This window comes from Streptomyces sp. SID13666, assembly GCF_010548325.1.
In the GTDB taxonomy this organism is placed as follows: domain Bacteria; phylum Actinomycetota; class Actinomycetes; order Streptomycetales; family Streptomycetaceae; genus Actinacidiphila; species Actinacidiphila fildesensis.
Genome location: NZ_JAAGLX010000018.1, coordinates 79,827 through 106,413, shown reverse-complemented (window position 1 = coordinate 106,413; position 26,587 = coordinate 79,827). Strand labels below are relative to the sequence as shown.

Here is a 26,587-nt window from a genome sequence, read left to right as displayed (position 1 = left end):
AGCCTGGGGCGGTCCACTCATTAGGGGCATTTCTTCTGTTCGGGTTGCATGTACAAACCCGTGTGCTCTCTACCGTCAAGAATGACCAGCCCACCCCTTGCGAAATGGAAGTACCGCTTCTCCAGGGTGAATTGACCCTGCGTCAATACATTGAGGGCAACCGGACACCCGGAGGCATCACGTCATGCCAGGACCCGACTTCTCCCTAGTCTTCCCGCCCGACCCCGTCTGGGTGCGGTCCGCTCGTGAAGCCGTTCGCGCACTCCTGCGGAGTGCGCGGCGGGACGATCTCACTGATACGGCGCTGCTGTTGACGTCCGAGGCGGTGACGAACGCGGTCAACGCGTGCCACAGCAGCGGCTGTTCGATACCGGTGACGCTTTCGGCCGAGTGGACCGGTCGCCGCACCCCGACCGACACCGGAGCCGTCACCGGAACCGGAGCCGTCACCGACCCCGCCACCACCCACGGCACCAATCCCGGCCCCAGCCCCGCTGCCCCCGACTCCTGCGCAACCCTGCGCGTCCTCGTGCACGACTTCGCGCCCGGCCTGCCCGCCGGGCGGGCGGCCGAAGGGGGTGACGAGTCGGGGCGGGGGCTGGCGCTCATCGGGGACTGTGCCACCGACTGGGGGGTGCGGCCGGCCGGGGCGGGGCCGGGGAAGGCCGTCTGGTTCGAACTGTGAAAGGCCAGGTCAGAGCGGTCGACGGGCGGGCCGGACCCCCAGGAATCGGCCGGTGGCGGCTCGGGGTGTCAGGATGGGGGCATGACGATCAGCGTGTACTTCGACATCACCATCGACGACGCCCCCGCCGGGCGCATCACCTTCAACCTGTACGACGACGTGGCTCCCAAGACCGCGGAGAACTTCCGCGCGCTGGCCACCGGCGAGCAGGGCTTCGGCTACAAGGGGTCCTCGTTCCACCGCGTCATCCCGGGCTTCATGCTCCAGGGCGGCGACTTCACCCGCGGTGACGGCACGGGCGGCAAGAGCATCTACGGTGCGAAGTTCGCCGACGAGAACTTCACCCGCAAGCACTCCAAGCCGGGTCTGCTGTCGATGGCGAACGCCGGGCCGAACACCAACGGCTCGCAGTTCTTCATCACCACCGTGGCCACGCCGCACCTGGACGGCAAGCACGTCGTCTTCGGCGAGGTCGCCGACCAGGCCAGCCAGGACCTGGTCACGAAGATCGAGGGCTTCGGCTCGCGGAGCGGTAAGACCTCCGCCAAGGTCACCATCTCCGACTCCGGAGTCGTCGGCGCCTGACCTGGCATGACTGACGTACGCGCCGGGGCGGCGGAACCCGCCTCCCGGCGCGCGTCGGCCTTCAGGCGTCGTTTCAGCTCGGCTCCAGCTCGCGAACGGCGTTCGTCAGCTCTCCCCCCGCGTCGCCGGTGTTGACGACCCCGGCGGGCTCCAGCAGCAGGATGGACGTCTCCTCCTCCGCGGCCGTGCAGTGCTCCACCCCGCGCGGGACCACGACGAACTCGCCCGGGGCGAGGATGCGGTCACCCTCGCGGAACCGGACCGTGAGCCGGCCGCTGATGACGAGCATGAACTCGTCGGTGTCCTCGTGGGTGTGCCAGACGAACTCCCCGTGCAGCTTGGCGATCTTGACCTCGTAGTCGTTGATGCCGGCGATCTTCCGCTGCGCCCAGTGGTCGCTGAACCGGGCGAGCGCGTCGGAGATGTTCACCACGGCGGGCACAACAACGGGTATCGGGGTGGTCATGAGAAAACCCTTCCTGATGCGGCTGACCGGTCCGGCCGACCCGTCCGGCCGACTGGTCCCCCTGAGCGTGTCCCGGCGCGCGCCCGCCGGTCTTGTACGTTCCTCGCATGGGCGGAGAGCGGACGGACTCACGCATCACCGCTTGGCGGCCGGCGGTTCCGGGCATCGCCGAGGTCTTCCACGCGCACTTCCTGGACCACGCCTATCCCGCGCACACACATGACACGTGGACGCTGATGATCGTCGACGACGGGTCGGTGGACTTCGGCCTCGACCGGCACCGGCACGGCGTCTCCGGAACCGACACCGCGGCGCTGCTGCTGCCGCCCGGGGTCTTCCACGACGGCCGGACGGCGACTCCCGCCGGATTCCGCAAGCGGGTGCTGTACCTCGACCGGAGCGTGCTGCCCGAGAACCTGACGGGGACGGCCGTCGACCGCCCGGTGCTCATCGACGGGCTGCTGCGCCACCGCATCGGACAGCTGCACGACGCTCTCGGAGACGCAGGGCACGCAGGAGCCGCGGGGGACGCTCCCGACGTCTTCGAGGGCGAGTCCCGGCTGGCCTTCGTGCGGGAGCGGCTCAACGTCCATCTGGCCGCCGCCCGCACCCGCCGGCCCGGCCGCGAGGCGGCCCGGCTGGCGGTGGCGCTGCGGGAACTGCTGGACGCCCGGGTGTCGGAGGGCATCGCCCTGCACGAGGCGAGCACGCTGCTGCGCTCGCACCCCACCCATCTGATCCGCTGCTTCAAGCAGACGTACGGCCTGCCGCCGCACGTCTATCTGACCGGGCTGCGCATCGACCGGGCGCGGCGGCTGCTGCTCGCGGGCGGGCGCCCGGCCGACGTCGCCACCGAGGTGGGGTTCTACGACCAAGCCCACCTGAACCGGCACTTCCGACGGCACGTGGGCACCACGCCCGCGCGCTACGCCGCCGATCCCCAGGGCAACCCCAAGGGCAGGGGCTTCCCGAACAGCTAGGAGTTCGGGGCTACCTTGCTCAGGCCGTTGATGATGCGGTCCATCGCGTCGCCGCCGGTCGGGTCCGTGAGGTTGGCGAGCATCTTGAGGGTGAAGCGCATCAGGACCGGGTGGGTGAGACCTCGCTCGGTGATGACCTTCATGACCCGCGGGTTGCCGATGAGCTTCACGAAGGCGCGGCCCAGCGTGTAGTAACCGCCGTACGTCTCCTTCAGGATGCGCGGGTAGTTGTGCAGCGCCAGTTCGCGCTGGGCGGGGGTCTGGCGGGCGTTGGCCTGGACGATGACGTCGGCGGCGATCTGGCCGGATTCCATCGCATAGGCGATGCCCTCGCCGTTGAACGGGTTGACGAGGCCGCCGGCGTCGCCGACGAGCAGCAGGCCCTTGGTGTAGTGCGGCTGGCGGTTGAAGGCCATCGGGAGGGCCGCGCCGCGGATGGGGCCGACCTGGTTCTCCTCGGTGTAGCCCCAGTCGGCGGGCATGGAGGCGCACCACGTCTTGAGGACCTCGCGCCAGTCCAGCTCCCGGAAGGCCTTCGACGAGTTGAGGATGCCGAGGCCGACGTTGCTCGTGCCGTCGCCCATGCCGAAGATCCAGCCGTAGCCGGGCAGCAGCCGGTCCTCGGTGCCGCGCTTGTCCCAGAGTTCCAGCCAGGATTCGAGGTAGTCGTCGTCGTGGCGGGGCGAGGTGAAGTACGTACGGACCGCGACGCCCATCGGGCGGTCCTCGCGGCGGTGCAGGCCCATGTGCAGGGACAGCCGCGTCGAGTTGCCGTCGGCGGCCACGACCAGCGGGGCGTGGAAGGTGACCGGGGTCTTCTCCTCGCCGAGCTTGGCCTCGACGCCGATGATGTGGCCGGTGCGCTCGTCACGGATGGGGGCGCCGACGTTGCAGCGCTCGTGCAGCCGGGCGCCGGCCTTCTGCGCCTGGCGGGCGAGCAGCTCGTCGAAGTCCTCGCGCTTGCGGACGAGTCCGTAGTCCGGGTACGAGGCGAGGTCCGGCCAGTCGAGCTGGAGGCGAACGCCGCCGCCGATGATGCGCAGCCCCTTGTTGCGGAGCCAGCCGGCCTCTTCGGAGATGTCGATGCCCATGCCGACGAGCTGCTTGGTGGCGCGCGGGGTCAGCCCGTCGCCGCAGACCTTCTCGCGCGGGAACGCGGTCTTCTCCAGGAGGAGGACGTCGAGTCCCGCCTTGGCCAGGTAGTACGCGGTCGTCGAACCGGCGGGCCCGGCGCCGACGACGATCACATCGGCGCTGTTCTCGGACAGGGCTGTGTCGGTCACGGTGGGCTCTCCGGTTTCGGCGAGGGGTCTTGGCTCCTGCCGAGTCTATGAGGCCGCCGCCCGGGTGCGGGCGGCGGCTCTCGGTGCGGGACGCCCCGAGCTCCCCGTGTGCCTCAGACCGAGCCGCTCGGGAGGCCGGCCGGGGCGTTCGACGTGCTGCCGAACGGATCGTCGGCCGGGGTGTCGGACGGAGTGTCGGACGACTCCTCCGTCGGACTGCCGAAGGGGTCGCTGGTCGCGCTGTCGGAGGGAGCGTCGGACGTGCTGTCGGACGGGCTCGGCTCGTCGGACGGGGTGCCGTCGTCGCCGGGGGACGGGGACTCGGCGCACAGCTCCGTGCGGTCCCCGGAGGAGGCGGGCGCGGACGGGCAGGAGGACGGATTCGCCGGCTTGTCGTCGTTCCGGTTGAACATGATCACGCCCGCGGTGGCCACACCCCCGATCGCGAACGCGCCGAGCATGATCAGCCCGACCACGAGCAGCCGGTTGCGGGGCGCCCGGGCCGGCTTCTCGGGCGAGGCGTTGAGGTTCAGCAGCAGCTCGGGTTCCGTGAAACCCCCGGCCGACGGCGCGTCGTACGGCTGTCCGCCATAGGACGGCAGTCCCTCTGACCGCAGGTCCTGTGCCGGCAGGCCCTGCGGCGGCACGAAGCCCGGCTGCGAAGGCTGGGAAGGCTGGGAGGGCTGGGAGGGCTGCCCGTATCCCGGCGGGTAGGCGGGCGGGTAACCCTGCGGGTAGCCGGGAATCCCACCGGGGCCGCCCTGACCGCCCGGCCCTCCCGCGCGCACCCGGAGGATGAACGTCACGGCGAGCACCCCGCCGAAGGCCCACAACAGCCCGAAGAGCAGCGCTTCCGGAACGCTGGAGGCGGCCTCCACCGTCGCGGACCTGCTGCCCTCCGTGTACTCGCCCTTCGTGCCGCCGATCGCGATCAGCAGCACGAAGAGCCCCGCGTAGAAGCCGGCCGCCAGCCACTGCTCGCGCCGGTCGGCGCAGCGGCGGACGGCCACCACACCGAGGATCAGCGCGCAGACCGCACCGGCGGCGAGGGCGCCGGGAATGGGCCAGCCGTCACCGAACTGCCCCAGGTCGGAGAGGCCGAACCGCTCGCTGTCGTAGCCCGATCCCGACCGCGTCGCTTCGACCGGCACTCCCCAGGCGAGGGCCAGAGCCGAGAGCCCCCCGTTCACGATCAGCAGCGAGACGCCCATCCAGCTCCCGTTGTCCATCTCGTCGGAGTGGTCGGCCAGGACGATCAGGGCGATGAGCGCGCACACGCCCACCCCGATGCCGAGCGCCAGGATCGCGGCCCGCAGGGCGCGGGTCGCGGCGGCCAGGCCCGGGCTGGTCGCCAGGTGTCCGTCCAGCCGGTCGCGGCACAGCACGAACAGACCCACCAGCAGGCTGAGCACGAAGGTCCACAGCAGCACGGTGAACGGCCCGGACGTGATGTCGATCCGGTCCCCGGACTCCCCGTCCGTCACCGTGAGACTCGGCTGGCCGACGAGCGCCAGGACGAGGGCGCCGGCGGTGCACACCGCCGCCACCCGGATCGCCGCCTCGGCGCCGGTCTGGGTGCGGCGGAGATGGCGCAGGGCCAGGACGAGGGCGAGGCCCCACAGGATGGTGACCACCAGCGGCACGATCGACAGGGTGAGGGTGTCCTGGGTCGACGATCTCAGGTAAGGGGCGGCGGTGCTGCCGTCGTAGTCGTCGTAGGACGAACCACCGTCACCCGGTGTGACCTTGGCGCCGAAGATGCCGCCGACGCCCGTGAGGACCATGGCGAGGTAGCCGCGCAGCCGGTCGCCGTAACCGAGGTCGGCCGCGTCGGTCTGCCGGTTGGACTGCGTCGCCATCACCGCGGCGAACGCCAGCAGCACCGCGGTGGGCCACAGGCCCGCCTTGAGCGGTCCGGTCCAGTCGCCGGAGACGGTGCGGCGCAGGAACAGGGCGATGGGCGAGGGCCCCTGCGGCGCGGGGGCGTACGCGGTCGGGGCGTACGCGGTCGGGGCGTACGCGGTCGGAGCGTACGGAGGTGGCGCGTAGGCGGGCGGGGCGTAGACGGGCGGCCCGGACGCCGGGGACCCGTAGGGCGGCCCGCCGTACGTGGGCGGGGCGGTCGGCGGGGCGGGCGGCTGCCCGGGGACCGGCGGGGCCTGGCCGCTCACCGGCGGCTCCTGCCGCTCGGGAGGCTCCTGGCCCTCGGCCGGCGGCTGGGCCGGTATCGGAGGCGCCCCCAGTTCACGGCCGCATTTCATGCAGAAACGTGCATCGTCCGACGACGCGTTGCCGCAGGCTGGGCAGAACGGCATGGGGCACTCCGGGTGTCGGGATCGTGTGTCGGGGAACGGCCGTCGGGAACGGCCGTCCTCGTTCAGACCCCGGAGTTTATTGTCACCGCCCTCACAACTGCCCGGTTATTGACCGATCTTCGCTGCCCGGTGCAGCGCGACGACACCGCCGGTGAGGTTGCGCCAGGCGACCTTGGCCCAGCCGGCCTCCTGGAGCCGGGAGGCGAGCGCCGCCTGGTCGGGCCAGGCGCGGATGGACTCGGCGAGATAGACGTATGCGTCCGGGTTGCTGCTCACGGCGGTCGCGACCGGCGGCAGGGCCCGCATCAGGTACTCGGTGTAGACGGTGCGGAACGGCTTGAAGGTCGGGCTGCTGAACTCGCAGATCACGACGCGGCCGCCCGGCTTGGTGACGCGCAGCATCTCGCGCAGCCCGGCGTCCGTGTCGTGCACGTTGCGGAGCGCGAAGGAGATGGTGACCGCGTCGAAGACACCGTCGGCGAACGGCAGCCTGGTCGCGTCGCCCGCGGTGAGCGGCAGGGACGGGTGGCGCTTCTTGCCCTCGCGCAGCATGCCGACGGAGAAGTCGCACGGGACGACCTGGGCGCCGGCCGCGACGAAGGGCAGCGAGGAGGTGCCGGTGCCGGCACCGAGGTCGAGCACGCGCTCGCCGGGCCGGACGTCGAGGGCCTGCGCGACGGCCTTGCGCCACAGCCGGGCCTGGCCGAGTGACAGCACGTCGTTCGTCAGGTCGTACTTGGCGGCTACGTCGTCGAACATCGCGGCGACTTCGTGCGGCTGCTTTTCCAGGGAGGCTCGGGTCACGGGCCCATTCTCCACCCCGCGCCCGCCACCCCGGCCCGGGGTCACCGGCGGATCCCCTTTTCCGACGCGGATCAGGCGACGATCAGGCGGCGATCAGGCGACGATCAGCGGCGGAGGGCCTCCGCCGGCTGGATGCGCGAGGCCCGCAGCGCCGGGTAGAGGCCGGCGAGCAGGCCCGTGAGCAGCCCGATCACCGGGGCGGCGGCGATCGTCGCCGGATGGACGACGGGCGTCCAGTCCCGTACGAGGGCGACGATCACGACCGTGAGGCCGCCGAGGCTGGTGCCCACCAGCCCGCCCAGCGCGCCGAGGGCGCCGGACTCCGCCAGGAACTGGGCGGTGATGTGCCGGCCCCGGGCGCCCAGGGCGCGGCGCAGCCCGATCTCGCCGGTGCGTTCCAGGACGGCGACCAGGGTGGTGTTGGCGATGCCGACGGCGCCGATGACCAGGCAGATCGCCGCGAGCAGGAGGAACAGCTGGTTGAGGTCGCCGGTGACGGTGCCGCGCAGCGTGCGGGGGTCGGGCGGCGGGACGGCCTTCAGGTATTCGGGGTGGTCGGGGCGCAGCGCGGTCGGGGCCTCATGGGCGATCTGTCCGGCGGCGCCGACCCTGGTGGCGATCAGCATCCTGGCGTCGCCGCCCTTCGGCGGGCCCCAGATCCGCTCGGCGGTGGTGCGCGGCACGATCACCGAGAGCAGCAAGTCCGCCTTGCGGCGGGTGTCGTCGATGATCCCGACCACCGTGAACGGCTGGTCGCCGATGAACACCGCCGGATACGTCTCCAGGGTGGTGATGCCGAGGCGGGCGGCGATGCCCGAGCCGATCACGGCGACCGGCTGCGCGCCCCGCGACAGGTAGGCGTCGTAGAGCCTGCCCTGCGCGAGGTGCGGGTCCGCCGCGAGGAGGGCGCCGGGGGACGCGGCGACGATGCCGATCTCCTCGCCGCCGGAGTCGGCGCCCACCGGTGAGGAGCGGACGGTGGCGCTGCCGGCGGGGTGCACCGTCCAGTAGACGCCGGCGTGCTCCACGCCGCCGAGCCGGCCGATGCGTTCGTCGGCGTCGGCCGGGAAGACCGGACCGGCGAACGCGTTCTGCTGGACGCTGGTGTCCTCGACCGTCACCTCGGTCGCGGTGAGCAGGTCGAAGCGGGAGTCGATCTGTGAGGACGTGGTGGCCGTCAGCCCGAGGATCGCCACGAACGTGCCGACGCCGAGGACGGTGCCGAGCGCGGTGAGCGCGGAGCGGCCGGGGCGCTGCAGCATCCCGGCGAGCGACTCGGAGAGCAGCTCGCGCAGCGGGAGGACGGACGGCTCGACGGGACTCCCCCCGCGCGCAGCGCGCCGGCGGAACCTCACACCGTGGCCCGTTCGGTCAGCACGCCGTCGCGGATCGAGACGGTGCGCGCGCCGCGGGCGGCGACCAGCGGGTCGTGGGTGATGACGACGATCGTCATGCCGTCGGCGTGCAGTTCGTCGAGCAGGCCCAGGATCGCGCCCGCCGTGGCGGTGTCGAGGTTGCCGGTCGGCTCGTCGCACAGCAGCAGCGACGGGCGGGAGACCAGGGCCCGCGCGATGGCCACCCGCTGCTGCTCGCCGCCGGACAGCCGGGTGGGCACGGCGTCCAGCCGGTGGCCGAGACCCACCCTGGCCAGTGCCTCGCGGGCCCGCTCGTGGGACTCGGCGCGTGGCACGGCGCCGTACAGCAGGGCGAGCCGGACGTTCTCCACGGCACTTCGGTACGGCAGGAGATGGAAGGACTGGAAGACGAAGCCGATGCGCCGGCCGCGCAGTGCGGTGCGGTCGGCGTCCTTGAGCGCGCCGGTGTCGATGCCGTCGAGCAGATAGCTGCCGGAGGTGGGCACGTCGAGCAGGCCCACGATGTTCAGGAAGGTGGACTTGCCGGAGCCGGAGGGGCCGACGACGGTCACGAACTCGCCTGCTCCGACCGTCAGTTCACATGCGGTGAGCGCGGCGACGGGCGGCGGGCCGGGATAGGTGAGCCCCGCCTGCCGCAGTTCGATGACCGCGCGGGCCTCGACTGCGGGGACCTCAGCGACCACTGGACGCGTCCTTGGAGACGTCCCCGGCAGCGTCCTTGGACGGAGTTCCGGAGGAGGTGTCCCTGACTCCGGTGACGACCCGGTCGCCTTCCGCGAGCACGCCGCCCCCCAGCGGGACGACCTCCACGAAACCGTCCCCTGTGGTGCCCGGCCTGACCTCCACCCGGCGCTGCGCGCCACCCTTGGCGACGACCGTGACGACGGTGCGGCCGTCCGCGCCCGCCGAGATCGCGGTGACGGGGACGACGAGCGCGACCCCGTCGGTGGAAGCCGCCTCCACGGTCAAGCGGACGTCCTGACCTGCCAGTTGTGTATCCAGCGGCTGGTCGGGGCGGACCACCATCGGATATCCGCGCGGCCCGGAGGTCCCGCCCTGGTCCTGCCCCCGTCCCTGATCCTGGTCCTGCTGCCCCTCGGACGTCTGCCCCGGCGCCTGCCCGCCGTCGACGGCCGTGGCGACCGAGGCAACCGTCGCCGCCGCGGTCACCCCGCTGACCTCCGACAGGATCTGGACCCGCTTCCCCGGCCGTACCAGCCCCTTCTGGTACTCCTGCAGCGTGCCCTGCACCACCAGCGCGCCGGCCGACACGGTCATGACCGCGGCTCCCGACACCTTCGATCCCACGTGCGCGGGTATGGAGTCCACCCGGGCCGGAAAGCCGTCCAGGTAGACCACTTCGGCCGCCGGCAGCATCGGCCCGTCGGTGGCGAGGACCGCGGCGAGGTCGGTCCTCGCGCTGCCGAGATCCTCCCGGGCCCGCTGCACGGCGCGCTTGGCGGCCTTGCTGGTGGCGGGCTTCCCGGCCGGCGGATTTCCGGTCGACGGGTTTCCGGTCGACGGGTTTCCGGTCGACGGGTTTCCGGTCGGGGACAGGAACGGCTCGTTCGCCGCGTCCATTTCGTCCTGTGCGTCCTGCGCGTCCTGGAGGGCGCGTTCGGCCGCGGTCACCGCGTCCCGCGCCGCCTTCAGTGCCTCGCCGCCGTCCGCGTGGGCAGGCAGCGGGTCGTAGCCGATCGAGGCGTAGAACCCCGTCAGCGCCGCCTTCGTCCCGGGCCCGAAGGTCCCGGGCGGGTCGTCGCCCGACCGGTGGCCCAGTTCCCCGAGCGAGCGCTGCAGTTGGGCGACGTCGTCGCCGGTCGCGCCCGGCTTCAGGTCCCGGTACACCGGCAGCGCGCCGCGCAGCGCGAACACCGGCCGCCCGGACACCTCCAGCAGCACCTTGCCGTCGGTCACCGTCGCGCGGGGAGCCACCAGCAGTTTCGTCACGACCGGTGTGGCGGCGCCCTCCCCCGGCGTGACGGAGGGCGAGACGTCCACCGACTGGCCGGCCCGCACCGTGCCGCGCAGGATCACCGAGTCCTTGAGGACCCGGCGTTCCACCGGCGCGGTCAGCAGGTCGGGGGCCGGCGCCGCGCGCTCCGCGGCCTCCTGGGCGGGCGACTTGATGACCAGCGACGCCCCGGCGGCCGTGCCCGAGAGCGCCAACGCGCCCACCGCGACGGCGATCACCCAGATCCGGCGCCGTGCGAGGACCGGTGCGTCAGCCACCCTGGATCCCGTCGCCGCCGGACTTCGCCTGGCAGGTGTGCCAGATGGCGGCGGTCGACGGATCCTGCTTCAGACGCTGCCCCAGTTCGGCCGGGTACTGGAACTCACCGGTCGCCGGGCTGGGGTCCGGATAGTCCGTGATCCCGTGCTCACGCATGCACTTCGTCTCCTGCCGCATCGCTTCCAGGAACGCCGCGGGGACCGGGTCGACCGTCGTGGTGTTGCCCTTGACCTGCTCGCTCCCGCCGGAGTTGCCGGGTGTCCCGGGCCCGGAGTCCACCGAACAGCCACCGGCGCCCAGCGCCGCGGCCAGCAGCACGGGCAGGAGCAGCGGGATCGGGCGGCAGGAGGTACGGAGAGTACGGGACGAGGTCCGGTCTGCGCTGTGCACGATCGACCAGCGTAGCCGCGGTCGAACAGCCGCTCTACTGTCCCAAAGGACAGTAGATACAACGACATTCCCTCTGGTCGCATAGTGCGCCGCCGTCGCGGCTTCACGCACCACGCATCAGGGAGGAACGCCGCATGACGCCCGTCAACCGCACCACTCTCCGCCGGACTCTCGCCACGACCCTGGCACTGGCCGCGCTCGGCACCGCCTCGCTCGTCTGCGCGGGACCGGCCGACGCGCTGGGCAAGGACGGCAACCTGGAGCCGGGTGAACTGGGCCTCTACTACGCCCAGAACCGCACCAACCTGCTGTTCGACCTGTTCTACGCGGGTAACAACTTCGCCGGTGACCGGTACGCCGCCAACTTCAGCATCTCGCCCAACGACAACACCGAGTCGTACTGGAACCGGGACGCGCAGACGTGGAGCGTCTGGACGGACGCCTACCGCGCCGGGGTGCACGGGTGGATCCCGGCGTACACGTGGAGCAACGCCAGCACCAACTTCAAGAACAAGATCTCGTCCGCCAACCCCGGCTGATCCGCGGTCCCGCCGCTCCGTCCGCACCGCGGGCGGGAGCGGCGGAGCCCGTGCGCCGACCTGCGCCGATCCGCGCCGCCCGCACCTCGCGTCCCCCGGAGTCCGCCGATGCCCAGCCGCCGTGCCACCGCCCCCGCCGTCCGCCTCGCCCTGCTCGCCGTTCTCCTGACGGGCCTCACGGGCTGCGGATCCGCTTCCGGCGCGGGTTCCGAGGAGGCGAAGTCCGGTGCGCCCGGGGACCGGGCGGAGCCGGCGGTCGGCGCGCCGCCCCAGCTCCTCGACAGCAACGGGCTGACGTTCCCGATGGACGTCTACCTCGTCCCGGCGGAGCAGCGGCAGGAGTTGCAGAAGGCCCAGGACGTCCTCATCGACCAGTGCATGCGGCGCTACGGCTTCCGCTACACCGCACCGGAATCCACCGTCGGCACGGATGTCTACGGTGAGAACGGCCGCCGCTACGGCGTGTCCAGCCCGTCCCTGGCCGCCAAGTACGGCTACGGCGACCCGCCGCAGCAGGCGCCGGTCCGCGCTCCGCGCCCGGCCAGGGGGACCAATGAGTCCCTCGTCCTGGACGGACCGCCCGATCTGGACCCCAAGTCCCTCCCCGCGAACCTGGAGGAGGCGGAGAAGGCCCGGACCTCCGACAAGAACACCGGGGTCGTCAACGGCATCAAGATCCCCGTCGCGGGCTGCACGGGCGAATCGGGGCTCAGGCTCTACGCGCCCGACGCCGCCGCCGTCGACATCACCTTCCCGCAGAACCTCAACGCCGAGGCCAACGAGCGCTCACGGCAGGACTCCCGGGTGGTGCGGGTGATCCGGGACTGGTCGGCGTGCATGGCCGGGCACGGCTACCGCGTCCCGTCGCCGCTGGGGGTCCCCGCGGCGCTGGGGCTGACCGATCTGTCGGGTGCGCGGGCGGTCACCACCGCCACCGCCGACGTCGCCTGCAAGCAGCAGGTGAACCTGGTGGACGTCTGGTACGCCGTCGAGTCCGCGTACCAGAAGGTGCTGATCGAGAAGAACGCGGAAGTCCTGAAGAACTTCAAGGATCAGCAGCAGGCGCGGATGCGCCTGGCCGATTCGCTGTCCGGCTGAGTCGGGCTGATATAGCCTTCCGTTGCTCAAGTCCAGGCTTCCGGGGGGAATCCGTGCATCTGCTCTGCCCGGTGTGCGAGGTCTGCGGGACCGGACTGCGAGACGATCCCCACCCTCATGGCAGCGCGGTCCTGGCGGGGCTGCGGCTGATCCCCGATCTGACGGGCCGTGAGCACGAGGTGCTGATGAGCCTGCGGGACGGCGCCTCGAACCGGGAGCTCGCCGAGGAACTCGGCATCACCGAACGTACGGTGAAGCTGCACGTCGCGAGCCTGCGCTTCAAGCTCGGCGGTGTCTCACGGCTGCAGCTCAGCCTGATCGCGCTGGTGCACCACGCCCGCGGCGGTCATGCGCGCCGGTGCACGAGCCGTCCGCCGACCACGGTCGCCACACAGGCGCCGCCGGCGTCGAACACCGCCAGGTCCGCCCGGCCGCCGGGGACCAGCGCGGGCGGCACGGATCCGGCGGGCACCCGCGTCAGACCGCCGCGGGCGGCGGCGGCCCGCAGGGCGGGATCCGTCAGATACCCGTCCACGACCGCCGTCGCCCCGAGCCGCAAGAGGGCGTGAATCCGCTCCCGCGGGCTCGGCGCGTCCGGTACCGGTGCCGCGTGCACCAGCGCGGGGCCCAGGGCCCCGTGCCATTCCCGCACCCTCGCCTGCGGAAACTGCACGCGTAGCTCATCGGCCGTGCCGACCGCCACGATCCGGTCGCCGGAGACGGCGACCGCCCGTCCGGTGCCGCTGTCTCCGCTGTGGATCGTGAGCATTCAGTTGGCGGCGAGCAGCTTCAGCTCGGGGTGCGCCGTGCCGCCCTCGATCGCCGTCGACGACAGGTGCGAGACGGCGTGGTCGTTGACCGGGTCGTTCGCCGGGTCGTCGTGCACGACGAGGTGCTCGTAGGTGGTCGCGCGCTGCGCGGGCACCCGGCCGGCCGAGCGGATCAGCTGGATGATCTCCATCCGGTTCGAGCGGTGCTTGGCACCGGCCGAGGAGACCACGTTCTCCTCCAGCATGATCGAGCCGAGGTCGTCCGCCCCGTAGTGCAGCGAGAGCTGGCCGACCTCCTTGCCCACCGTGAGCCAGGAGCCCTGGATGTGGGCGACGTTGTCCAGGAAGAGCCGGGCGACGGCGATCAGCCGCAGGTACTCGAAGATCGTGGCCTGCGTCTGTCCCTTCAGCTTGTTGTTCTCCGGCTGGTAGGTGTACGGGATGAAGGCGCGGAAGCCGCCCGTACGGTCCTGTACGTCACGGATCATGCGCAGGTGCTCGATGCGCTCGGCGTTGGTCTCGCCGGTGCCCATCAGCATCGTGGACGTCGACTCGACGCCCAGGTTGTGCGCGATCTCCATGATCTCCAGCCAGCGCTCGCCCGACTCCTTGAGCGGCGCGATGGCGGTACGCGGCCGGGCCGGGAGCAGCTCGGCGCCCGCGCCCGCGAAGGAGTCGAGACCCGCGGCGTGGATCCGCCGGATCGCTTCCTCGGCCGTCACCCCGGAGATGCGGGACATGTGCTCGATCTCGGACGCGCCCAGCGAGTGGATGACCAGCTGCGGGTACGCCTTCTTGATCGCGGCGAAGTGCTCCTCGTAGTACTCGACGCCGTAGTCCGGGTGGTGGCCGCCCTGGAACATGATCTGGGTACCGCCCAGCTCGACGGTCTCCGCGCAGCGGCGCAGGATGTCCGCGATGTCGCGCGTCCAGACCTTGTCACTCTGCGGCGCGGCGTAGAACGCGCAGAACTTGCACGCGGTGACGCACGAGTTCGTGTAGTTGATGTTCCGCTCGATGATGTACGTCGCGATGTGCTCGGTACCCGCGTACCGGAGGCGGCGCGCGGCGTCGGCGGCCGACCCGAGGGCGTGCAGCGGGGCGGAGCGATACAGGTCCAGCGCCTCCTCCGGGGTGATGCGGCCGCCGGCGGCGGCGCGATCGAGGACGGCTGCGTAATCGCTCACCGGTGCTGTCCCTTCCGAAGGGGTACAAGACGGACCAGCTCAGCGTACGCCAGGCGTCGGACAAGCCCCTGGCCGGGCCGCCGGGTGTCCGGAGCGTCACATGCTTGTCACGGGGTGCCCTGCGCCCGGGACATCGCCCTCGCGGGCCGGATAATCTGCAGTCTCAAGGCAAATGCTCGGTGACGACGGCTTGTGGTGCGGGACGGGGTTGGATATGTCGGGGGCCGGATCGACGAGGGGACTGCGTCCGCGCAGGCTCAGCGAAGAGACACTCGCCGCGGCGCCGGCGCCGGGTCGCGGGGCGGTGCTGAGACAGCGAGCGGGCTCCGCCGCCACCACCCTGTGGGCGACGATGCGCCCCACCCGTAACCGCAGTACCGGCTATCTGGCGATCGGCGCGGTCGGCGCCCTCATCGCCACCTCCGTCGCGGTCGGGGTCGGCGCCGCGGGCTCGATCCCGCGGCTCGCGGACATCGGCGCCTGGCTGGGCAGCAGCGGCTCCGGCGAGGCCTCGCACGCCAACGGCCTGACGGGTGATGTGGACGGCAAGGTCAAGCTGCCGGGCATGAACGGCCACTCCGTGACGATCGCGCAGGACGGCAGGACCGTCCTCGTGCTGGACCGGAAGACCGGCAAGGTCGTCCGGATCGACCCCTCGCAGCTCACCGCCGAGCAGTCGACGAACTACGGCACCAGCGGACTGCAGCTCGTCTCCGGCGGCACGTACGCCTATGTCGTGGACGCCGCGAAGGGCACGGTCCAGCGGATCGACCCGGCGCTGACGACCCCGACCGGGGACAAGGTCCAGCTGGGCCCGGGGCTCGGCACCGCGGCCGTCGACTCCCAGGGCACGCTCTGGGTTCCGCAGCCCGCCAAGGGCACCGTCGTCCCGTTCGTGAACGGGGCGAAGAGCGCCGAGGTCAAGGTCGCCGCCCCGGACCACGACCTGGTCCTCACCCTGGCACAGGGCCGGCCGGTGGTGACCGACCGGACGGACGCCGTCACCAAGGTGCTGACCGTCGCCGGCACCCAGCAGACCTTCAACCTGCAGGGCGGGATCAACGACTCCGCCCCGGCGAAGATCCTGGTGCCCGCCACGACCGACAGCCCGATGGTGCCGATCCTCGCCTCCGACAGCGGCGCGCTCGCGCTCGTCGACGTCACGAGCGGCCAGTCCATCAACGCGAAGGTCCCGATCCAGGGGCACGCGCTGGGCGCGCCGCAGGTGCTGGGCAAGAAGGTGTACATCCCGGACGGGACCACCGGCAGCCTGCTCGTCTACGACACCGCGACCTCGGCGTTCCAGGACTCGGTGAACGTGACGAAGAAGCCGGGCAACCTGGAACTCTTCGTCCGCAACGGCCTGCTGTGGGTCAACGACCAGAACAACAGCTCCGCCGCCGTCATCAACGCGGGCGGCGACGTCCACACCATCGGCAAGTACACGGACAAGGTGCCGACGGCCCGGAAGAAGAACGACAAGCCCGTCGAGGACAACGTGCCGTCCTCCCGGCCGACCCACCAGGCGCAGCAGCCGACCCGCCCGGGCAAGGGCCAGGGCGGCAACACCCGGCCGCCGACGCACGCGCCGGCCACCACGCCGCCGCCGACCCAGGCGCCGCCGACCACCCCGACGAAGAACTGCGCCATCAACTGGGAAGCGGGCTGCCCGGAACCGCAGACCCCCGGCACCCCGCAGGCCCAGTCCGGCGACGGTTCCATCACGCTGACGTTCCAGCCCGCCTCCGGGCTCACCCCCAAGCGCTATCTGCTCAAGGGAGTGGGCAGCGGCCAGACGGCGACGCCGTCCGAGGTCGGCCCGAACGGGCCCTTCACCTTCCAGGTCGACGGCGGCGCCTGCGGCACGGAGTTCAGCTACACGGTCGTCGCGGAGTACGCGGGCGGCGCGGCGAGCAAGGAGTCGAAGTCCTCGGCCCCGGTCCGCCCCTGTGTCGCCCCCGGCGCCCCGCAGAGCCTCAAGATCAGCAACAACGGCGGCGGGCACGGCGCGAAGGTCAGCTGGAAGGCGCCCTCGGGCGGATCCGGTGTCACCTACAAGGTGACCTGGCCCGGCGGCAGCGAGTCCACGCAGAGCACCAGCCAGTCGGTCACCGGCCTGGAGAACAGCAAGCAGTACGACGTCACGGTGAGCAGCAGCAACGCGGCGGGCTCGGGCGCGTCCACGAGCGGCACGATCGACCTGACGCCGCCGGACGTGACGATGAACATCACGCACAACAGCAACGACCCGGACCCGCTGGCGATCCGCAGCGACCCGAGCACCAAGACCGGCACCCGGGTGAATCAGTTCCCGGCGAACCACACGGGCTCCGTCACCGTGCACTGCCGGACGACCGGCAGCTCGGAGACCCAGCCTTACGACCACGTCACCAGCGACGTCTGGGGCAAGATCTCGTCCAGCTACGGAAACGGCTATGTCGCCGACATCTATCTGGACTCACGCTTCAACTCCGCCGTCTGGGAATGCCAGTGACCCCCCTCCCCCCCACCGACAACCGAAGTGCGAGCACGTCATGAGCGTTCCCCCGCAGTACCAGCAGAACGACGCCGTCGCGCTCTTCGCCCAGTGCTTCCACGCGCTCGGGGACAACATCGAGCGGGTCGTCAAGGGCAAGCGCGACACCGTCGAGCTGGCGCTGACCTGCCTGTTCGCGGAGGGGCACCTGCTCATCGAGGACGTGCCGGGGACGGGCAAGACGACGCTGGCGCGCTGCCTGGCCGCATCGATCGAGGCGAACTTCGCGCGGGTGCAGTTCACCCCGGACCTGCTGCCGTCCGACATCACCGGCGTGACGATCTACCGGCAGAACACCGGGACGTTCGACTTCCTGCCCGGCCCGGTCTTCGCGAACATCGTGCTCGGTGACGAGATCAACCGCGCCTCGCCCAAGACGCAGTCGGCGATGCTGGAGGTCATGGAGGAGCGCCGGGTCACCGCCGACGGCAAGACCCACCCGGTGCCGCGCCCCTTCATGGTGCTCGCCACGCAGAACTCCGTGGACATGGGCGGCACCTACGCGCTGCCCGAGGCGCAGCTGGACCGCTTCCTGATGCGCGTCACGGTCGGCTACCCGGACCACGCCTCGGAGGTCGCGGTGCTCACCGGCTCCGCCGCCAACACCTCGCCCGACTCCCTCTCGACGATCGCCTCCTCGCACCACATCGCGGAGTTCATCCAGGTCGCGACGCAGGTGCAGGTCGCCGAGCAGCTCTACGACTACATCGTGCGGGTCGTCGCGGCGACCCGGACGCTGCCCGACGTCCGGCTGGGCGCGTCCCCGCGCGGATCCGTCGCGCTGCTGCGCGCCATCCGGGTGCGGGCCGCCTCCCAGTCGCGCGGCTACGCGCTGCCCGAGGACGTCAAGGCGCTCGCCGTGCACGTCCTCGCGCACCGGCTGATCCTGACCCCGGAGGCCGAGTTGAGTGGCCGTACGGGCGCGGACGTCATCGCCGAGGTCCTGGCGACGGTGCCGGTGCCGCAGGCGGCCGGCGGGGCGCGGATCTGATGCCCGCGGCCGACGCCACCCGCCGTTCGGGCGCCGGCCCGCTGTCCGCCACCGGCTGGGGCACGCTGCTGGCCGGTGCCGCCCTGCTGGGCGCCGGCTACGGGTACGGGTACGGAGAGGCCGCGGCGCTCGGGCTGACCTGCCTGGCCGCGGTCGTCACGGCCGTGATCTGGACGGTGCCGAGGCCGCAACTGGCCGCGGACCGCCGGATCGCGCCGCGCAAGGTCGGCCGGGGCGACCCGGCGGACGGCATCGTCACCCTCACCAACACCGGCACCCGCACCCGGCGCGGGCTGCGCGCCACCGACCTGTGCGGCGACCAGCCGCTCACCATGGACGTGCCGGTGCTGCGCGCGGGCGGCTCGCAGGAGCTGCACTACGCGCTGCCGACCGCCCGGCGGGGCAGGATCACCGTCGGCCCGCTGCGGCTGGAGCGCACCGACCCGCTCGGTCTCGCGCGCCGGATCCGGTCCTACGGCGCCGCCGACACCCTCGTCGTCCGACCGCGCATCTGTCTGCTGCCGGTGCTGCCGTCCGGCAAGGCGCACCATGTCGAGGGCCCGACCTCGGACACCGCCGACGACGGGTCGCTGACCTTCCACGCGCTGCGCGAATACGTGCTCGGCGACGATCTGCGCCGGGTGCACTGGCGGTCCACCGCCCGCACCGGCACGCTCATGGTGCGGCAGATGGTCGACGTGTCGCTGCCGCACACCACGCTGGTGCTGGACACCCGGCCCGGCGCGTACGTCTCCGACGACGACTTCGAGCTGGCCGTCGACGCGGCCGCGTCCATCGCGTACGCCGCCGCCCGCTCCAACTTCCCGGTGCACGTGCTCAGCGAGGCGGGCCCGATCCTGCACACCGACGGTTCCGGCAACGACGCCGACGCGCTCCTCGACCGGCTCGCGCTCATCGGCCGCTCCGACCGGACGTCGGCGGCGTCCGCCTTCGACGGGCTGGAGCACCACCGGGGCGGCGGCTCGCTCGTCGTCGTCACCGGCACCGGAGACACCGACGGGCTGACGGCGCTCGGCCGGGTCCGGCGGCGCTTCGACCGGGTGACGATGCTGCGCGCCGGTGAGGACAGGACCGCGCCCGACGCGCAGGGCGTGTCGAGCGCCACCGTCGACGTACCGCAACTGCACATCGCGTCCCTGGACGCGCTGCTGGCCGGCTGGCGCTGGGAGGCCGTCCGTTGAGCGCCACCACACGTCCCGCACGTACCGCGCCGCTGCCGCCGCAGGGCGGCGGCCCGAACTGGGACTGGGCCGCGCCCGCGCCCACCGGGCCGAGCACCGACCGTCCGAAGACCCCGGTCGCGACCCGCGGCGACGGCCTCGGGCGCGCCCGCCGCCTGTGGTCGCTGCTGCCGGTCGCCGCGCTGCTCGCCGCCTCCGGCCTGGGCTGGCACCGGGTGTTCAGCACCCGCGACCTGCTGCCGGTGCTCGCGGTGTCCGTTCTCGCGCCGATCGCCCTGTCCGCGCTGCTGTCGGGCGCCCTGTCCCGCAAGGGCCGCACCGGTCCGCTCTGGCCGTCCGTCGTGCTGACGGTCGCCGCCTGGACCGGCACGGTCTGGCTGACGATGTTCCGGGACGGCGGGCCGCGCGCCATCTGGCCCGCGCTGCTCGACGCCCCGCACGCCGTCCTGACCACCATCCTTCCGGTCCCCGGTGGGGCGCGGCTGCTGGTGCTGCCGCACGCGGTGCTGTGGCTCGCCGCGTTCGCCTCCGCCGAACTGGCGCTGCGCACCCGCACCCCGCTGCTCCCGGCGCTGCCCGCGGTGCTCGCCTTCGGCTTCCCGCTGGTGCTCGGCGTGGACGGCCCGGGGTCCAACTACCCGGTGGTCGCCGCGCTGGCCGCGCTCACCGCGCTGCTGGCGCTGGTCCGGTCGCGGGTGAGCCTGTCCGTCCGCGGGCTGGCGCTCGGGCTGCCGGTCGTCCTCGGCCTCACCCTCATCGCCGCGCTGGCCGGGACCGGCTTCCCGGGGATGGGCGCCTCGTACGACCCGCGGGACGCGATCACCCCGCCCACCGTCCGTCCGGAGTCCATCAGTCCGCTGGACCAGGTCGCGGCGCTGATGCGCAGCGGCGACGCCAAGGTCTTCACCGTCCGCTCCACCGCCGAGAGCAACTACCGGCTGGCCGTGCTGGACGCGTACAACGGCACCACGTGGTCCAGCACCGCCAAGCTGGCGCGCACCGGCGGCCGGGTCCCCGCGGAACACGGCGTCGATCCTGGCAAGCGGCAGGAAGTCACCCAGCGCTTCACCGTCCAGTCGCTGCCCGGTATCTGGCTGCCCGCCGCCGACCGGCCGTCGGCGGTGACGCTGCCGGACCACACCGACCTGTCGGTGGACCCGGCCGCCGGTGTACTGGCCACCGACCGGACGGCACCCAGCGGCTTCAGCTACACGGCCGTGTCCCAGCTGCCGGTCTACGACGTGCAGCGGCTGCAGTACGCGCCGGCCGCCGACGACCCGGCGCTCGTCGAACTCCCGCGCACGGACGCGGCCGACCAGCCGATCCCGTCCGTCGCGTCCTTCACGAAGATCGCCGCGAAGGCAACCGAGGGCAGCTCGTTCCCCTACGAGCAGGCGGTGAAGCTCGCCGACTGGCTGCGTGAGTCCTACCAGTTCGACCCGCGGGCCATCCCCGGTCACACCTACCGCGGTCTGGAGTTCTTCCTCACCGACGGCAAGCGCGGCACGTCCGAGCAGTTCGCCGCGTCGTTCGCGGTGCTCGCCCGCACCCTGGGGCTGCCCTCCCGGGTGGTGGTCGGCTTCCGGCCCGGCACGAAGACCGGCGACGACACCTGGCAGGTGACGGGCAAGGACGTACTGGCCTGGCCCGAGGTGGAGTTCAAGGGCATCGGCTGGGTCCCCTTCTACCCGACCCCGGGCACCACGTCGAAGGACGGCAGCTCGGTCGCCCCGGCCGGCCAGACGAAGGACCGCAAGACGGTCGACCAGCAGATCACCGACCAGCCGCGGCCGTCCGCACCGCCCAAGGCCGCCGGCACCCCGCAGCCGACGGCCGCCCCGGCGGCCGGCACCCCCTGGTGGATCTACGCCCCGGCCGGCGCCCTGCTGCTCGTCCTCGGCTATCTGCTCTACGCGGCCTGGCTGCCCTGGCGGCGGCGGGCCAGGCGGCGCGGCGCCGCCGACGTACGGCAGCGGGTGCTCGGCGCCTGGCAGCAGATCGTCGACCGGCTCACCGAGATCGGGCTGCCCGCCACCGGGGCGCACACCGCGGAGGAGGTCGCCGCCTTCGGGGCGACCCGGGTGGGTGGCGCCGCCGGCGAGCATCTCCCCGATCTCGCCCGCCTGGTGAACGAGGTCGGCTACGCCGGCCGCACCCCCGACCCGGCGTCGGCCGACGCCGCCTGGGCGCACTGCGACGCCATCGAACGCGTCGTGCTCCGCACCATCCCCAGACGCGACCGGATCGGCCGTGCCCTGCGGCTGCGGAGGGGCTGACCGCCTCCGGCCGGCGGGCCGCAGGGGGTACAGGCGCCGACCCCGCAGAGGGGCGGAGGCGGTAGGTTGTCGTGAAACGGGTGAGGCACGGGAGGACAACGGTGGACCGGACGCCGGGAAGGCGCGGCCAGGGCGCGACGGAGAACCCGGAGAGTGACGAGGGTTCCGTCGCCGTACCCCAGCAGACGTCGGCGGACGGATACCGTCTCCCGCCGGGTTACAAGCTGCTCCGGCAGGCGGGCACCGGCCGCCACAGTTCCGTTCTGCTGTGCGCCGAGGAGGCGACCGGCGCCGAGGTGGCCGTCAAGCTGCTCGCCGTCACGGTCGACGACGAGAGCACCCGGCTGGCCGCGCACTCCGAACTCCTGTCGGCGGGCGCCGCCGCGCGGCACCCCTGCTCGGTGACGGTCGAGGACGCCGGCTTCACCGCCGACCACCGCCCGTACCTGGTGGAGCAGTTCTGCCGCGGCGGCAACGCGCAGGCGAAGCTCGCCAACTCCGGGCCGTTCCCCGTCGACGAGACGATCGTCATCGGCACCCGCCTGGCGCTGGCCCTGCACTCCGCGCACCGCCGCGGGGTGCTGCACCTGGACGTCCGCCCGGCGAACATCCTCTTCGACGAGAACGGTGACGCGCTGCTCGCGGACCACGGTCTCGCGCGCGTCCTGCAGCGCTCCGCGCCGCAACTGGGCGCGGTCTTCGACCCGATGTTCGTGCCGCGCGAGCTCTTCGGCTGGGAGAAGCCGGGCCCGGCGGCCGATGTGTACTCCCTCGGCGCGACGCTCTACGCGCTGCTCAACGGCGAACCGGCGTACGCGGACGCGGGCCGCACCTCGTGGTCCGCGCTCTACGCGGAGGTGCTGCGCGGCGAACTGCCGTACCCCGCCCACCGCCACGACATACCGGACCCGCTGCTGATCCTCGTCCGCAGGATGATGTCGGCGAACCCGGAAGGGCGCCCGCCGCTGACGGAGGTGCACCGCTCCCTGCGGTCGCTGCTGTCGCCGTCGTCCGCGACGAAGGTGCCCGCGCTGGAGCCGGAACCGGCGATGGAATCGCCGCTGCCGGGCTGGGACCCGGCGGACGATCTGACGCCGGAGGAGCAGGCGGCCGTCGAACAGGCGGGCGCGCGGGCGCAGGACGAGGCCAAGCGGCAGTCGCGCAAGCGGCTGATCGCGGCGACCACCGCGCTGGTGGTGTTCGCCGCGGCGGGGACCGCGGCCACGCTGGTGCTGCGCGACCGCGGCTCGAAGCCCGAGCCGAAAGCTTCCTCCAGCGCTTCCACGGCTCCCGGCCCGACGTCGAGCGCCGCCCCGGTGCAGGTGCCGTCGGACAAGCTGGCGGGTCTGATGCCACTGAACGTCCAGGCCGTGAAGGCCAACGGAAATGTGCAGATCACGTGGAAGCCGCCGAAGCAGGCCGCGCAGGTCGCCGGCTATGTCGTGCGGGCCGTGGTGCCCGGTGGCGGCGAGCCGCTGCAGAAGACGCCGAACGGCAATGAGCCCGCGGTGGTGTTCACGGCCGGGTCGGTGACGGCCGACACCTGCTACACCGTCAACGCGGTGATCTCGGTGGACGGGAAGTTCCAGTTCGCGCCGTCCAAGGAGCTCTGCAGGACGACCGGCTGAGGACCGTCCGGCCCTGCGCCATCGGCGGCTATTTGATCTTCTTCAGGTCGCCGCTGGGCCGGCCGGCCCCCGCGTCGTTGGTGGTGTAGGTCAGCGTCGTGGGGTCCTTGAGGGTCAGCCGTTCCGCCGTGGCGCCCTTGGAACAGCCGCTCGTCGCGCCCGGATCACCGGCCGTCGAGTCGAAGACCAGCACCTTGGTCGTCGCGGACACCAGCTTCCAGGTGCCTCCGCAGTTGAGGACGCCCAGCAGGTCCACAGTGCTGTCACCGACGTTCTCGCCGATGCGTCCCGCCTTGACGGTGACCGTCAGGACCCCGTTGGGGACGCCGTTGGTGGAGACGGTGTTGCCTTGCCAGGTGCCGATGAACGCGGCGGGCACGGATCCGGTGACCGCGCCGGTGTTCGCGTCACTGGACGGCGTACTGCTCCCCGGCCCGCCGCCGGTGGCGCCGGTGGCGCCGCCCGGCTTGTCCTCCGGCCGCAGCAGGACCACCACGGTCGCGGCGACGACGGCGACCAGCAGCACGGCCACCGCGGCCAGCAGCCGGCGGCGCCCGCGGCGTACGGAAGGTTCCGGCGCGGAGCGCGCACCGGGGGCCGGGGCGCCCGGTACCGCGTCGCGCGGCCCCGACGCCTCCATGCCGAAGGAGTGCGAGGGCGCGCGCGGCGGGCCGAACGAGCCGTAGGCCGACCCGAGGTGCGCGCCCGCGGGCGTCACCTCGGAGCGGGCCGACAGCGGAGCCGCCTCCAGGTCCAGCAGTTCGACCGCATGACGGCCGAGCTGCGCCATCAGTGGCCGGGAGAGCCAGCCCTGGCGCACCAGCGCGGCGGCCCCGTCGGGCGACAGCCGGGCCGCGAGCTGGGCGGGAGTGGGGCGGACGGCCGGGGCCTTGGCGAGGCAGGACTCCACCACGTCGCGCAACTCGTCGGGCACACCGTCGAGTTCCGGTTCCTCGTGGGCGACCTTGTAGAGCAGTGAGGCGGCGCTGTCCCCGCTGAACGGGCCGTGTCCGGTCGCCGCGAAGGCGAGCACGGCGCCGAGCGCGAAGATGTCGGATGCCGCGCCGAGCGGCCGGGCGAGCACCTGCTCGGGCGACATGTAGCCCGGCGAGCCGACGACCACCCCGCTGCCGGTGACGGACGCGCCGGAGGCGTCCATGGCGCGCGCGACACCGAAGTCGATGAGTACCGGACCGTCGAGCGAAAGCATCACGTTGGACGGTTTGATGTCACGGTGCAGCAGGCCGAGCCGGTGCACCGCGTCCAGCGCCTCGGCGAGCCCGGCGCCCAGCGTCCGCACTCCGCTCGGCGGCAGCGGCCCGAACTCGGTGACGGCGTCGGCGAGGGTGGGTCCCGCGATGTAGCCGGTGGCGATCCACGGCACCGGCGACTCGGTGTCCGCGTCGAGCACCGGAGCGCTCCAGGCCGCGCCCACCAGCCGGGCGGCGTCCACCTCACGGCGGAAGCGGGTGCGGAACTCGGTGTCCTCGGCGAGCTCGGAACGGACCACTTTCACCGCGACCGTGCGCCCGCCGGGGCTGCGGCCGAGATAGACCCGGCCCATCCCACCCGCTCCGAGCCGTCCGAGCAGACGGTACGGGCCGATCGACGACGGATCTGTCGTAGCCAACGGCTGCATCAGAGCCTCCTCTGAGCGGAGTGTGCCCCCGGGCGGCGCCCGTGACGCACGATGCGCCGCAGCGGTGATCCGCTGCGGCGCATCCGTTGCCGCTCGATCAGTGGCCGAGGCCCTTGGCGAGCTCCTCGTCCGCGGACTGGAACGCCTGCGCGGCACTCTCGAGGAACTTGCCCATGCCCTCAAGACCCTCGATGGTCTTGGTCGCACCGGTGTTGAACTCGGTGTACGACTGGTCGAACTGCTTCGAGGAACGGTCGGTCACATAGCCGCCGTTCACCAGGCCCTGAACAAACTTGTGCAGCGTGTTCAGCTTCTCGGTGATCTCGGCCTGGCCCGTCTTGAGCTTGCTGGCCGCGTCACGCATGTCCTGGTATGTAACGTTCACATTAGACATAGAGGAAATACCTTCCATTGGCCTTGCCGCAGGGCCGACCCCCGTGGCCTTTGAGTCGCAGATTGATGTGATGGTCTGCGGAAGCCTCAGCTTACGGGTGAGGACGGCGCGGGTGCAGCCTGCGGTTCCCGGTAGCGGAACGTCGAGGTCACAGCGTCGAATACGTCGAAGAACGAGTCCGCGAGATCGAGCACCGGACTGCTGCAGGCGACCAGCGCGACCCGGTCCCCGCCGCCCGGCAGCGGGATGAATGTCTGCATCAGCACCGTGCGTACGGTTTTGCTGTCGCCGGGGATCTCGATGTCCTCGATCCCGTACGTACGGGCGGCGGCTCCGGTCTCCGGGATCTCCACCGTCGTCACCTTCCGCCACGCGTCCCCCTCGCGCCGGGCCGGCTTCTCCCGCAGTCCCGCGACGATCGACGCGGGATCCGTGGCCAGCAGCTGCCCTTCGGGCGTCCGGGCCCCCACCAGCGACACGGTGACGGACGCGGTCAGCGGTATCCCGCCGAAGTTCTGCGCCATGCAGCCGATGTACACCGCCCCGCTGTCGTACGCCTCACGCGCCGCCCTGCGCAGGAACTTGGCGAGCACGTCACGGTGCTCGCCGATCGCCGGGTTCTCCTGCACGCGCTGCGCCATCAGCTTGCGGACGCTCTCGTCCCGGCTGGCCGGGTGCAGGTCGAACTCCCACCATGTCATCGGCACGGTGAGCGAGAAGCCCTCCCGCTCGACCGGCATCACCCGCGGAGTTGCACTCACTACTTGCCGCCCTCACCCTTTGCCGCTTTCGCCAGGTCGTCGGCGAGTTGCTTGTCGGCCTTCCGGATCTCGCGCACCGCGGTGTTGGCCATCTTGGCCAGCCCCTCCAGGTGCCCGTCGATCTCCTTCCGGCCGTCCTTCCAGTTGTGCTCGAAGCTGTCCAGCGCGTCCGCGACCTTCCCGGAGCCGAGCTTCGCCTCGTAGGACTCGAAGAGCTTGCGTGTGCCGTTCATCGTGGTCCGCACGGCATCGAGGTTGGAGGCAAAATCCTCCAAACCGCCGAGATCCACCTTCAATCGGTCAGGACTACCCATACTTCCCCCGTCGGTTCTGCTGCCGCCCGCCGCACGCGGCTTCCGCGTCCAATGCCCGTCAATTCTCTCACTCTTGACCCACCTACCGTCAGGACACCTCCTGGCGGCGGCCCGGTTCCGGCCGATGCGGCCGGT

General features: G+C 72.1%; 24 protein-coding genes and 1 pseudogene. 11 read left to right on the top strand and 14 right to left on the bottom strand.

The genetic code is table 11. The annotated features are described in order from the left end of the window. The first annotated feature begins 184 nt into the window (after positions 1–184). Positions 185–685 carry an anti-sigma regulatory factor gene (locus G3I60_RS23160; protein WP_164296553.1) on the top strand — a complete coding sequence of 167 codons (501 nt, stop codon included), beginning with the start codon at positions 185–187 and terminating at the stop codon, positions 683–685. An 81-nt stretch (positions 686–766) separates the two neighbouring features. Continuing rightward, on the top strand, positions 767–1,270 hold the full coding sequence (locus G3I60_RS23155) for a peptidylprolyl isomerase (protein ID WP_138357569.1): 504 nt from the start codon (positions 767–769) through the stop codon (positions 1,268–1,270). A gap of 73 nt (positions 1,271–1,343) precedes the next feature. On the opposite strand, the gene G3I60_RS23150 is transcribed toward G3I60_RS23155, so the two are convergent. Next, entirely contained in the window at positions 1,344–1,736 is a 393-nt protein-coding gene (locus tag G3I60_RS23150) for a cupin domain-containing protein (protein WP_164296551.1), read from the bottom strand. Positions 1,737–1,843: 107 nt separating this feature from the next. On the opposite strand from G3I60_RS23150, the gene G3I60_RS23145 reads away from it, so the two are divergent. Then, positions 1,844–2,716, top strand: a complete 873-nt coding sequence (locus G3I60_RS23145) for an AraC family transcriptional regulator (protein WP_164607660.1) — start codon at positions 1,844–1,846, stop codon at positions 2,714–2,716. Here G3I60_RS23145 and G3I60_RS23140 read toward each other — a convergent pair. From G3I60_RS23140 to G3I60_RS23105, 8 genes and pseudogenes are all read right to left on the bottom strand, one after another. Then, complete coding sequence (locus tag G3I60_RS23140) at positions 2,713–3,999, bottom strand: geranylgeranyl reductase family protein (protein ID WP_138357572.1); 1,287 nt, start codon at positions 3,997–3,999, stop codon at positions 2,713–2,715. The two genes, G3I60_RS23145 and G3I60_RS23140, sit on opposite strands and share 4 nt — an antisense overlap. Positions 4,000–4,112: 113 nt before the next feature. After that, entirely contained in the window at positions 4,113–6,170 is a 2,058-nt protein-coding gene (locus G3I60_RS23135) for a hypothetical protein (RefSeq protein WP_164296523.1), read from the bottom strand. 75 nt (positions 6,171–6,245) lie between these two features. Next, positions 6,246–6,314 (bottom strand): annotated as a pseudogene (locus G3I60_RS47105) (zinc-ribbon domain-containing protein); the annotation flags it as partial. A 105-nt stretch (positions 6,315–6,419) separates the two neighbouring features. Continuing rightward, a complete protein-coding gene (locus G3I60_RS23125) occupies positions 6,420–7,118 on the bottom strand; it encodes a demethylmenaquinone methyltransferase (protein WP_138355190.1) in 699 nt (232 codons plus the stop codon). A gap of 104 nt (positions 7,119–7,222) precedes the next feature. Next, a complete protein-coding gene (locus G3I60_RS23120; RefSeq protein WP_232484773.1) occupies positions 7,223–8,413 on the bottom strand; it encodes an ABC transporter permease in 1,191 nt (396 codons plus the stop codon). A 56-nt stretch (positions 8,414–8,469) separates the two neighbouring features. Beyond that, positions 8,470–9,177 (bottom strand): ABC transporter ATP-binding protein, encoded by a 708-nt coding sequence (locus tag G3I60_RS23115; protein ID WP_164296547.1) that lies wholly within the window; start codon positions 9,175–9,177, stop codon positions 8,470–8,472. Then, positions 9,167–10,726 (bottom strand): peptidoglycan-binding protein, encoded by a 1,560-nt coding sequence (locus G3I60_RS23110; protein WP_343241643.1) that lies wholly within the window; start codon positions 10,724–10,726, stop codon positions 9,167–9,169. Before G3I60_RS23110 ends, G3I60_RS23115 begins: the two co-directional genes overlap by 11 nt. Continuing rightward, positions 10,719–11,117 (bottom strand): hypothetical protein, encoded by a 399-nt coding sequence (locus G3I60_RS23105; RefSeq protein WP_138355188.1) that lies wholly within the window; start codon positions 11,115–11,117, stop codon positions 10,719–10,721. The genes G3I60_RS23110 and G3I60_RS23105 overlap by 8 nt, the downstream gene beginning before the upstream one ends. Before the next feature lie 134 nt (positions 11,118–11,251). Between G3I60_RS23105 and G3I60_RS23100 the strand changes: the two genes are divergently transcribed. The 3 genes from G3I60_RS23100 (at position 11,252) to G3I60_RS46860 (ending at position 13,323) form a co-directional block, all read left to right on the top strand. Then, positions 11,252–11,656 carry a peptidase inhibitor family I36 protein gene (locus G3I60_RS23100; RefSeq protein WP_138355187.1) on the top strand — a complete coding sequence of 135 codons (405 nt, stop codon included), beginning with the start codon at positions 11,252–11,254 and terminating at the stop codon, positions 11,654–11,656. A 108-nt stretch (positions 11,657–11,764) separates the two neighbouring features. Beyond that, positions 11,765–12,754 carry a hypothetical protein gene (locus tag G3I60_RS23095; RefSeq protein WP_164296545.1) on the top strand — a complete coding sequence of 330 codons (990 nt, stop codon included), beginning with the start codon at positions 11,765–11,767 and terminating at the stop codon, positions 12,752–12,754. A 53-nt stretch (positions 12,755–12,807) separates the two neighbouring features. Then, positions 12,808–13,323 (top strand): response regulator transcription factor, encoded by a 516-nt coding sequence (locus G3I60_RS46860; protein ID WP_138355185.1) that lies wholly within the window; start codon positions 12,808–12,810, stop codon positions 13,321–13,323. A gap of 200 nt (positions 13,324–13,523) precedes the next feature. Here G3I60_RS46860 and mqnC read toward each other — a convergent pair whose 3' ends face one another. After that, positions 13,524–14,711: a cyclic dehypoxanthinyl futalosine synthase gene (mqnC, locus tag G3I60_RS23085; protein ID WP_138355183.1), complete on the bottom strand. Its 1,188-nt coding sequence runs from the start codon at positions 14,709–14,711 to the stop codon at positions 13,524–13,526. A 304-nt stretch (positions 14,712–15,015) separates the two neighbouring features. Here mqnC and G3I60_RS23080 point away from each other — a divergent pair, with 304 nt between their 5' ends. From G3I60_RS23080 to G3I60_RS23060, 5 genes are all read left to right on the top strand, one after another. After that, positions 15,016–17,205, top strand: a complete 2,190-nt coding sequence (locus tag G3I60_RS23080) for a fibronectin type III domain-containing protein (protein WP_164296543.1) — start codon at positions 15,016–15,018, stop codon at positions 17,203–17,205. 40 nt (positions 17,206–17,245) lie between these two features. Further along, positions 17,246–18,238 (top strand): MoxR family ATPase, encoded by a 993-nt coding sequence (locus G3I60_RS23075; protein WP_138355181.1) that lies wholly within the window; start codon positions 17,246–17,248, stop codon positions 18,236–18,238. After that, on the top strand, positions 18,238–19,440 hold the full coding sequence (locus G3I60_RS23070; RefSeq protein ID WP_164296541.1) for a DUF58 domain-containing protein: 1,203 nt from the start codon (positions 18,238–18,240) through the stop codon (positions 19,438–19,440). The genes G3I60_RS23075 and G3I60_RS23070 overlap by 1 nt, the downstream gene beginning before the upstream one ends. Then, positions 19,437–21,716, top strand: coding sequence for a transglutaminaseTgpA domain-containing protein (locus G3I60_RS23065; RefSeq protein ID WP_164296539.1), 2,280 nt, complete (start codon positions 19,437–19,439; stop codon positions 21,714–21,716). The genes G3I60_RS23070 and G3I60_RS23065 overlap by 4 nt, the downstream gene beginning before the upstream one ends. Before the next feature lie 101 nt (positions 21,717–21,817). After that, complete coding sequence (locus G3I60_RS23060; protein WP_164296537.1) at positions 21,818–23,344, top strand: serine/threonine-protein kinase; 1,527 nt, start codon at positions 21,818–21,820, stop codon at positions 23,342–23,344. A gap of 28 nt (positions 23,345–23,372) precedes the next feature. On the opposite strand, the gene G3I60_RS23055 is transcribed toward G3I60_RS23060, so the two are convergent. From G3I60_RS23055 to G3I60_RS23040, 4 genes are all read right to left on the bottom strand, one after another. Beyond that, entirely contained in the window at positions 23,373–24,983 is a 1,611-nt protein-coding gene (locus G3I60_RS23055; protein WP_164296535.1) for a serine/threonine-protein kinase, read from the bottom strand. Between the two features lie 97 nt (positions 24,984–25,080). After that, positions 25,081–25,377 (bottom strand): WXG100 family type VII secretion target, encoded by a 297-nt coding sequence (locus G3I60_RS23050; protein WP_138355176.1) that lies wholly within the window; start codon positions 25,375–25,377, stop codon positions 25,081–25,083. 86 nt (positions 25,378–25,463) lie between these two features. Beyond that, complete coding sequence (locus tag G3I60_RS23045) at positions 25,464–26,117, bottom strand: hypothetical protein (protein ID WP_138355203.1); 654 nt, start codon at positions 26,115–26,117, stop codon at positions 25,464–25,466. A 20-nt stretch (positions 26,118–26,137) separates the two neighbouring features. Continuing rightward, on the bottom strand, positions 26,138–26,383 hold the full coding sequence (locus tag G3I60_RS23040; RefSeq protein ID WP_232484684.1) for a hypothetical protein: 246 nt from the start codon (positions 26,381–26,383) through the stop codon (positions 26,138–26,140). Between the last annotated feature and the right edge of the window lie 204 nt (positions 26,384–26,587).

Bases quoted from the DNA above. Each gene is read 5' to 3' on its own strand.
- G3I60_RS23160 (WP_164296553.1), top strand. From the start codon at position 185: ATGCCAGGACCCGACTTCTCCCTAGTCTTCCCGCCCGACCCCGTCTGG.
- G3I60_RS23045 (WP_138355203.1), bottom strand. From the start codon at position 26,117: ATGCCGGTCGAGCGGGAGGGCTTCTCGCTCACCGTGCCGATGACATGG.
- G3I60_RS23155 (WP_138357569.1), top strand. From the start codon at position 767: ATGACGATCAGCGTGTACTTCGACATCACCATCGACGACGCCCCCGCC.
- G3I60_RS23095 (WP_164296545.1), top strand. From the start codon at position 11,765: ATGCCCAGCCGCCGTGCCACCGCCCCCGCCGTCCGCCTCGCCCTGCTC.
- G3I60_RS23145 (WP_164607660.1), top strand. From the start codon at position 1,844: ATGGGCGGAGAGCGGACGGACTCACGCATCACCGCTTGGCGGCCGGCG.
- G3I60_RS23050 (WP_138355176.1), bottom strand. From the start codon at position 25,377: ATGTCTAATGTGAACGTTACATACCAGGACATGCGTGACGCGGCCAGC.
- G3I60_RS23070 (WP_164296541.1), top strand. From the start codon at position 18,238: ATGCCCGCGGCCGACGCCACCCGCCGTTCGGGCGCCGGCCCGCTGTCC.
- G3I60_RS23075 (WP_138355181.1), top strand. From the start codon at position 17,246: ATGAGCGTTCCCCCGCAGTACCAGCAGAACGACGCCGTCGCGCTCTTC.
- G3I60_RS23150 (WP_164296551.1), bottom strand. From the start codon at position 1,736: ATGACCACCCCGATACCCGTTGTTGTGCCCGCCGTGGTGAACATCTCC.
- G3I60_RS23055 (WP_164296535.1), bottom strand. From the start codon at position 24,983: ATGCAGCCGTTGGCTACGACAGATCCGTCGTCGATCGGCCCGTACCGT.
- G3I60_RS23100 (WP_138355187.1), top strand. From the start codon at position 11,252: ATGACGCCCGTCAACCGCACCACTCTCCGCCGGACTCTCGCCACGACC.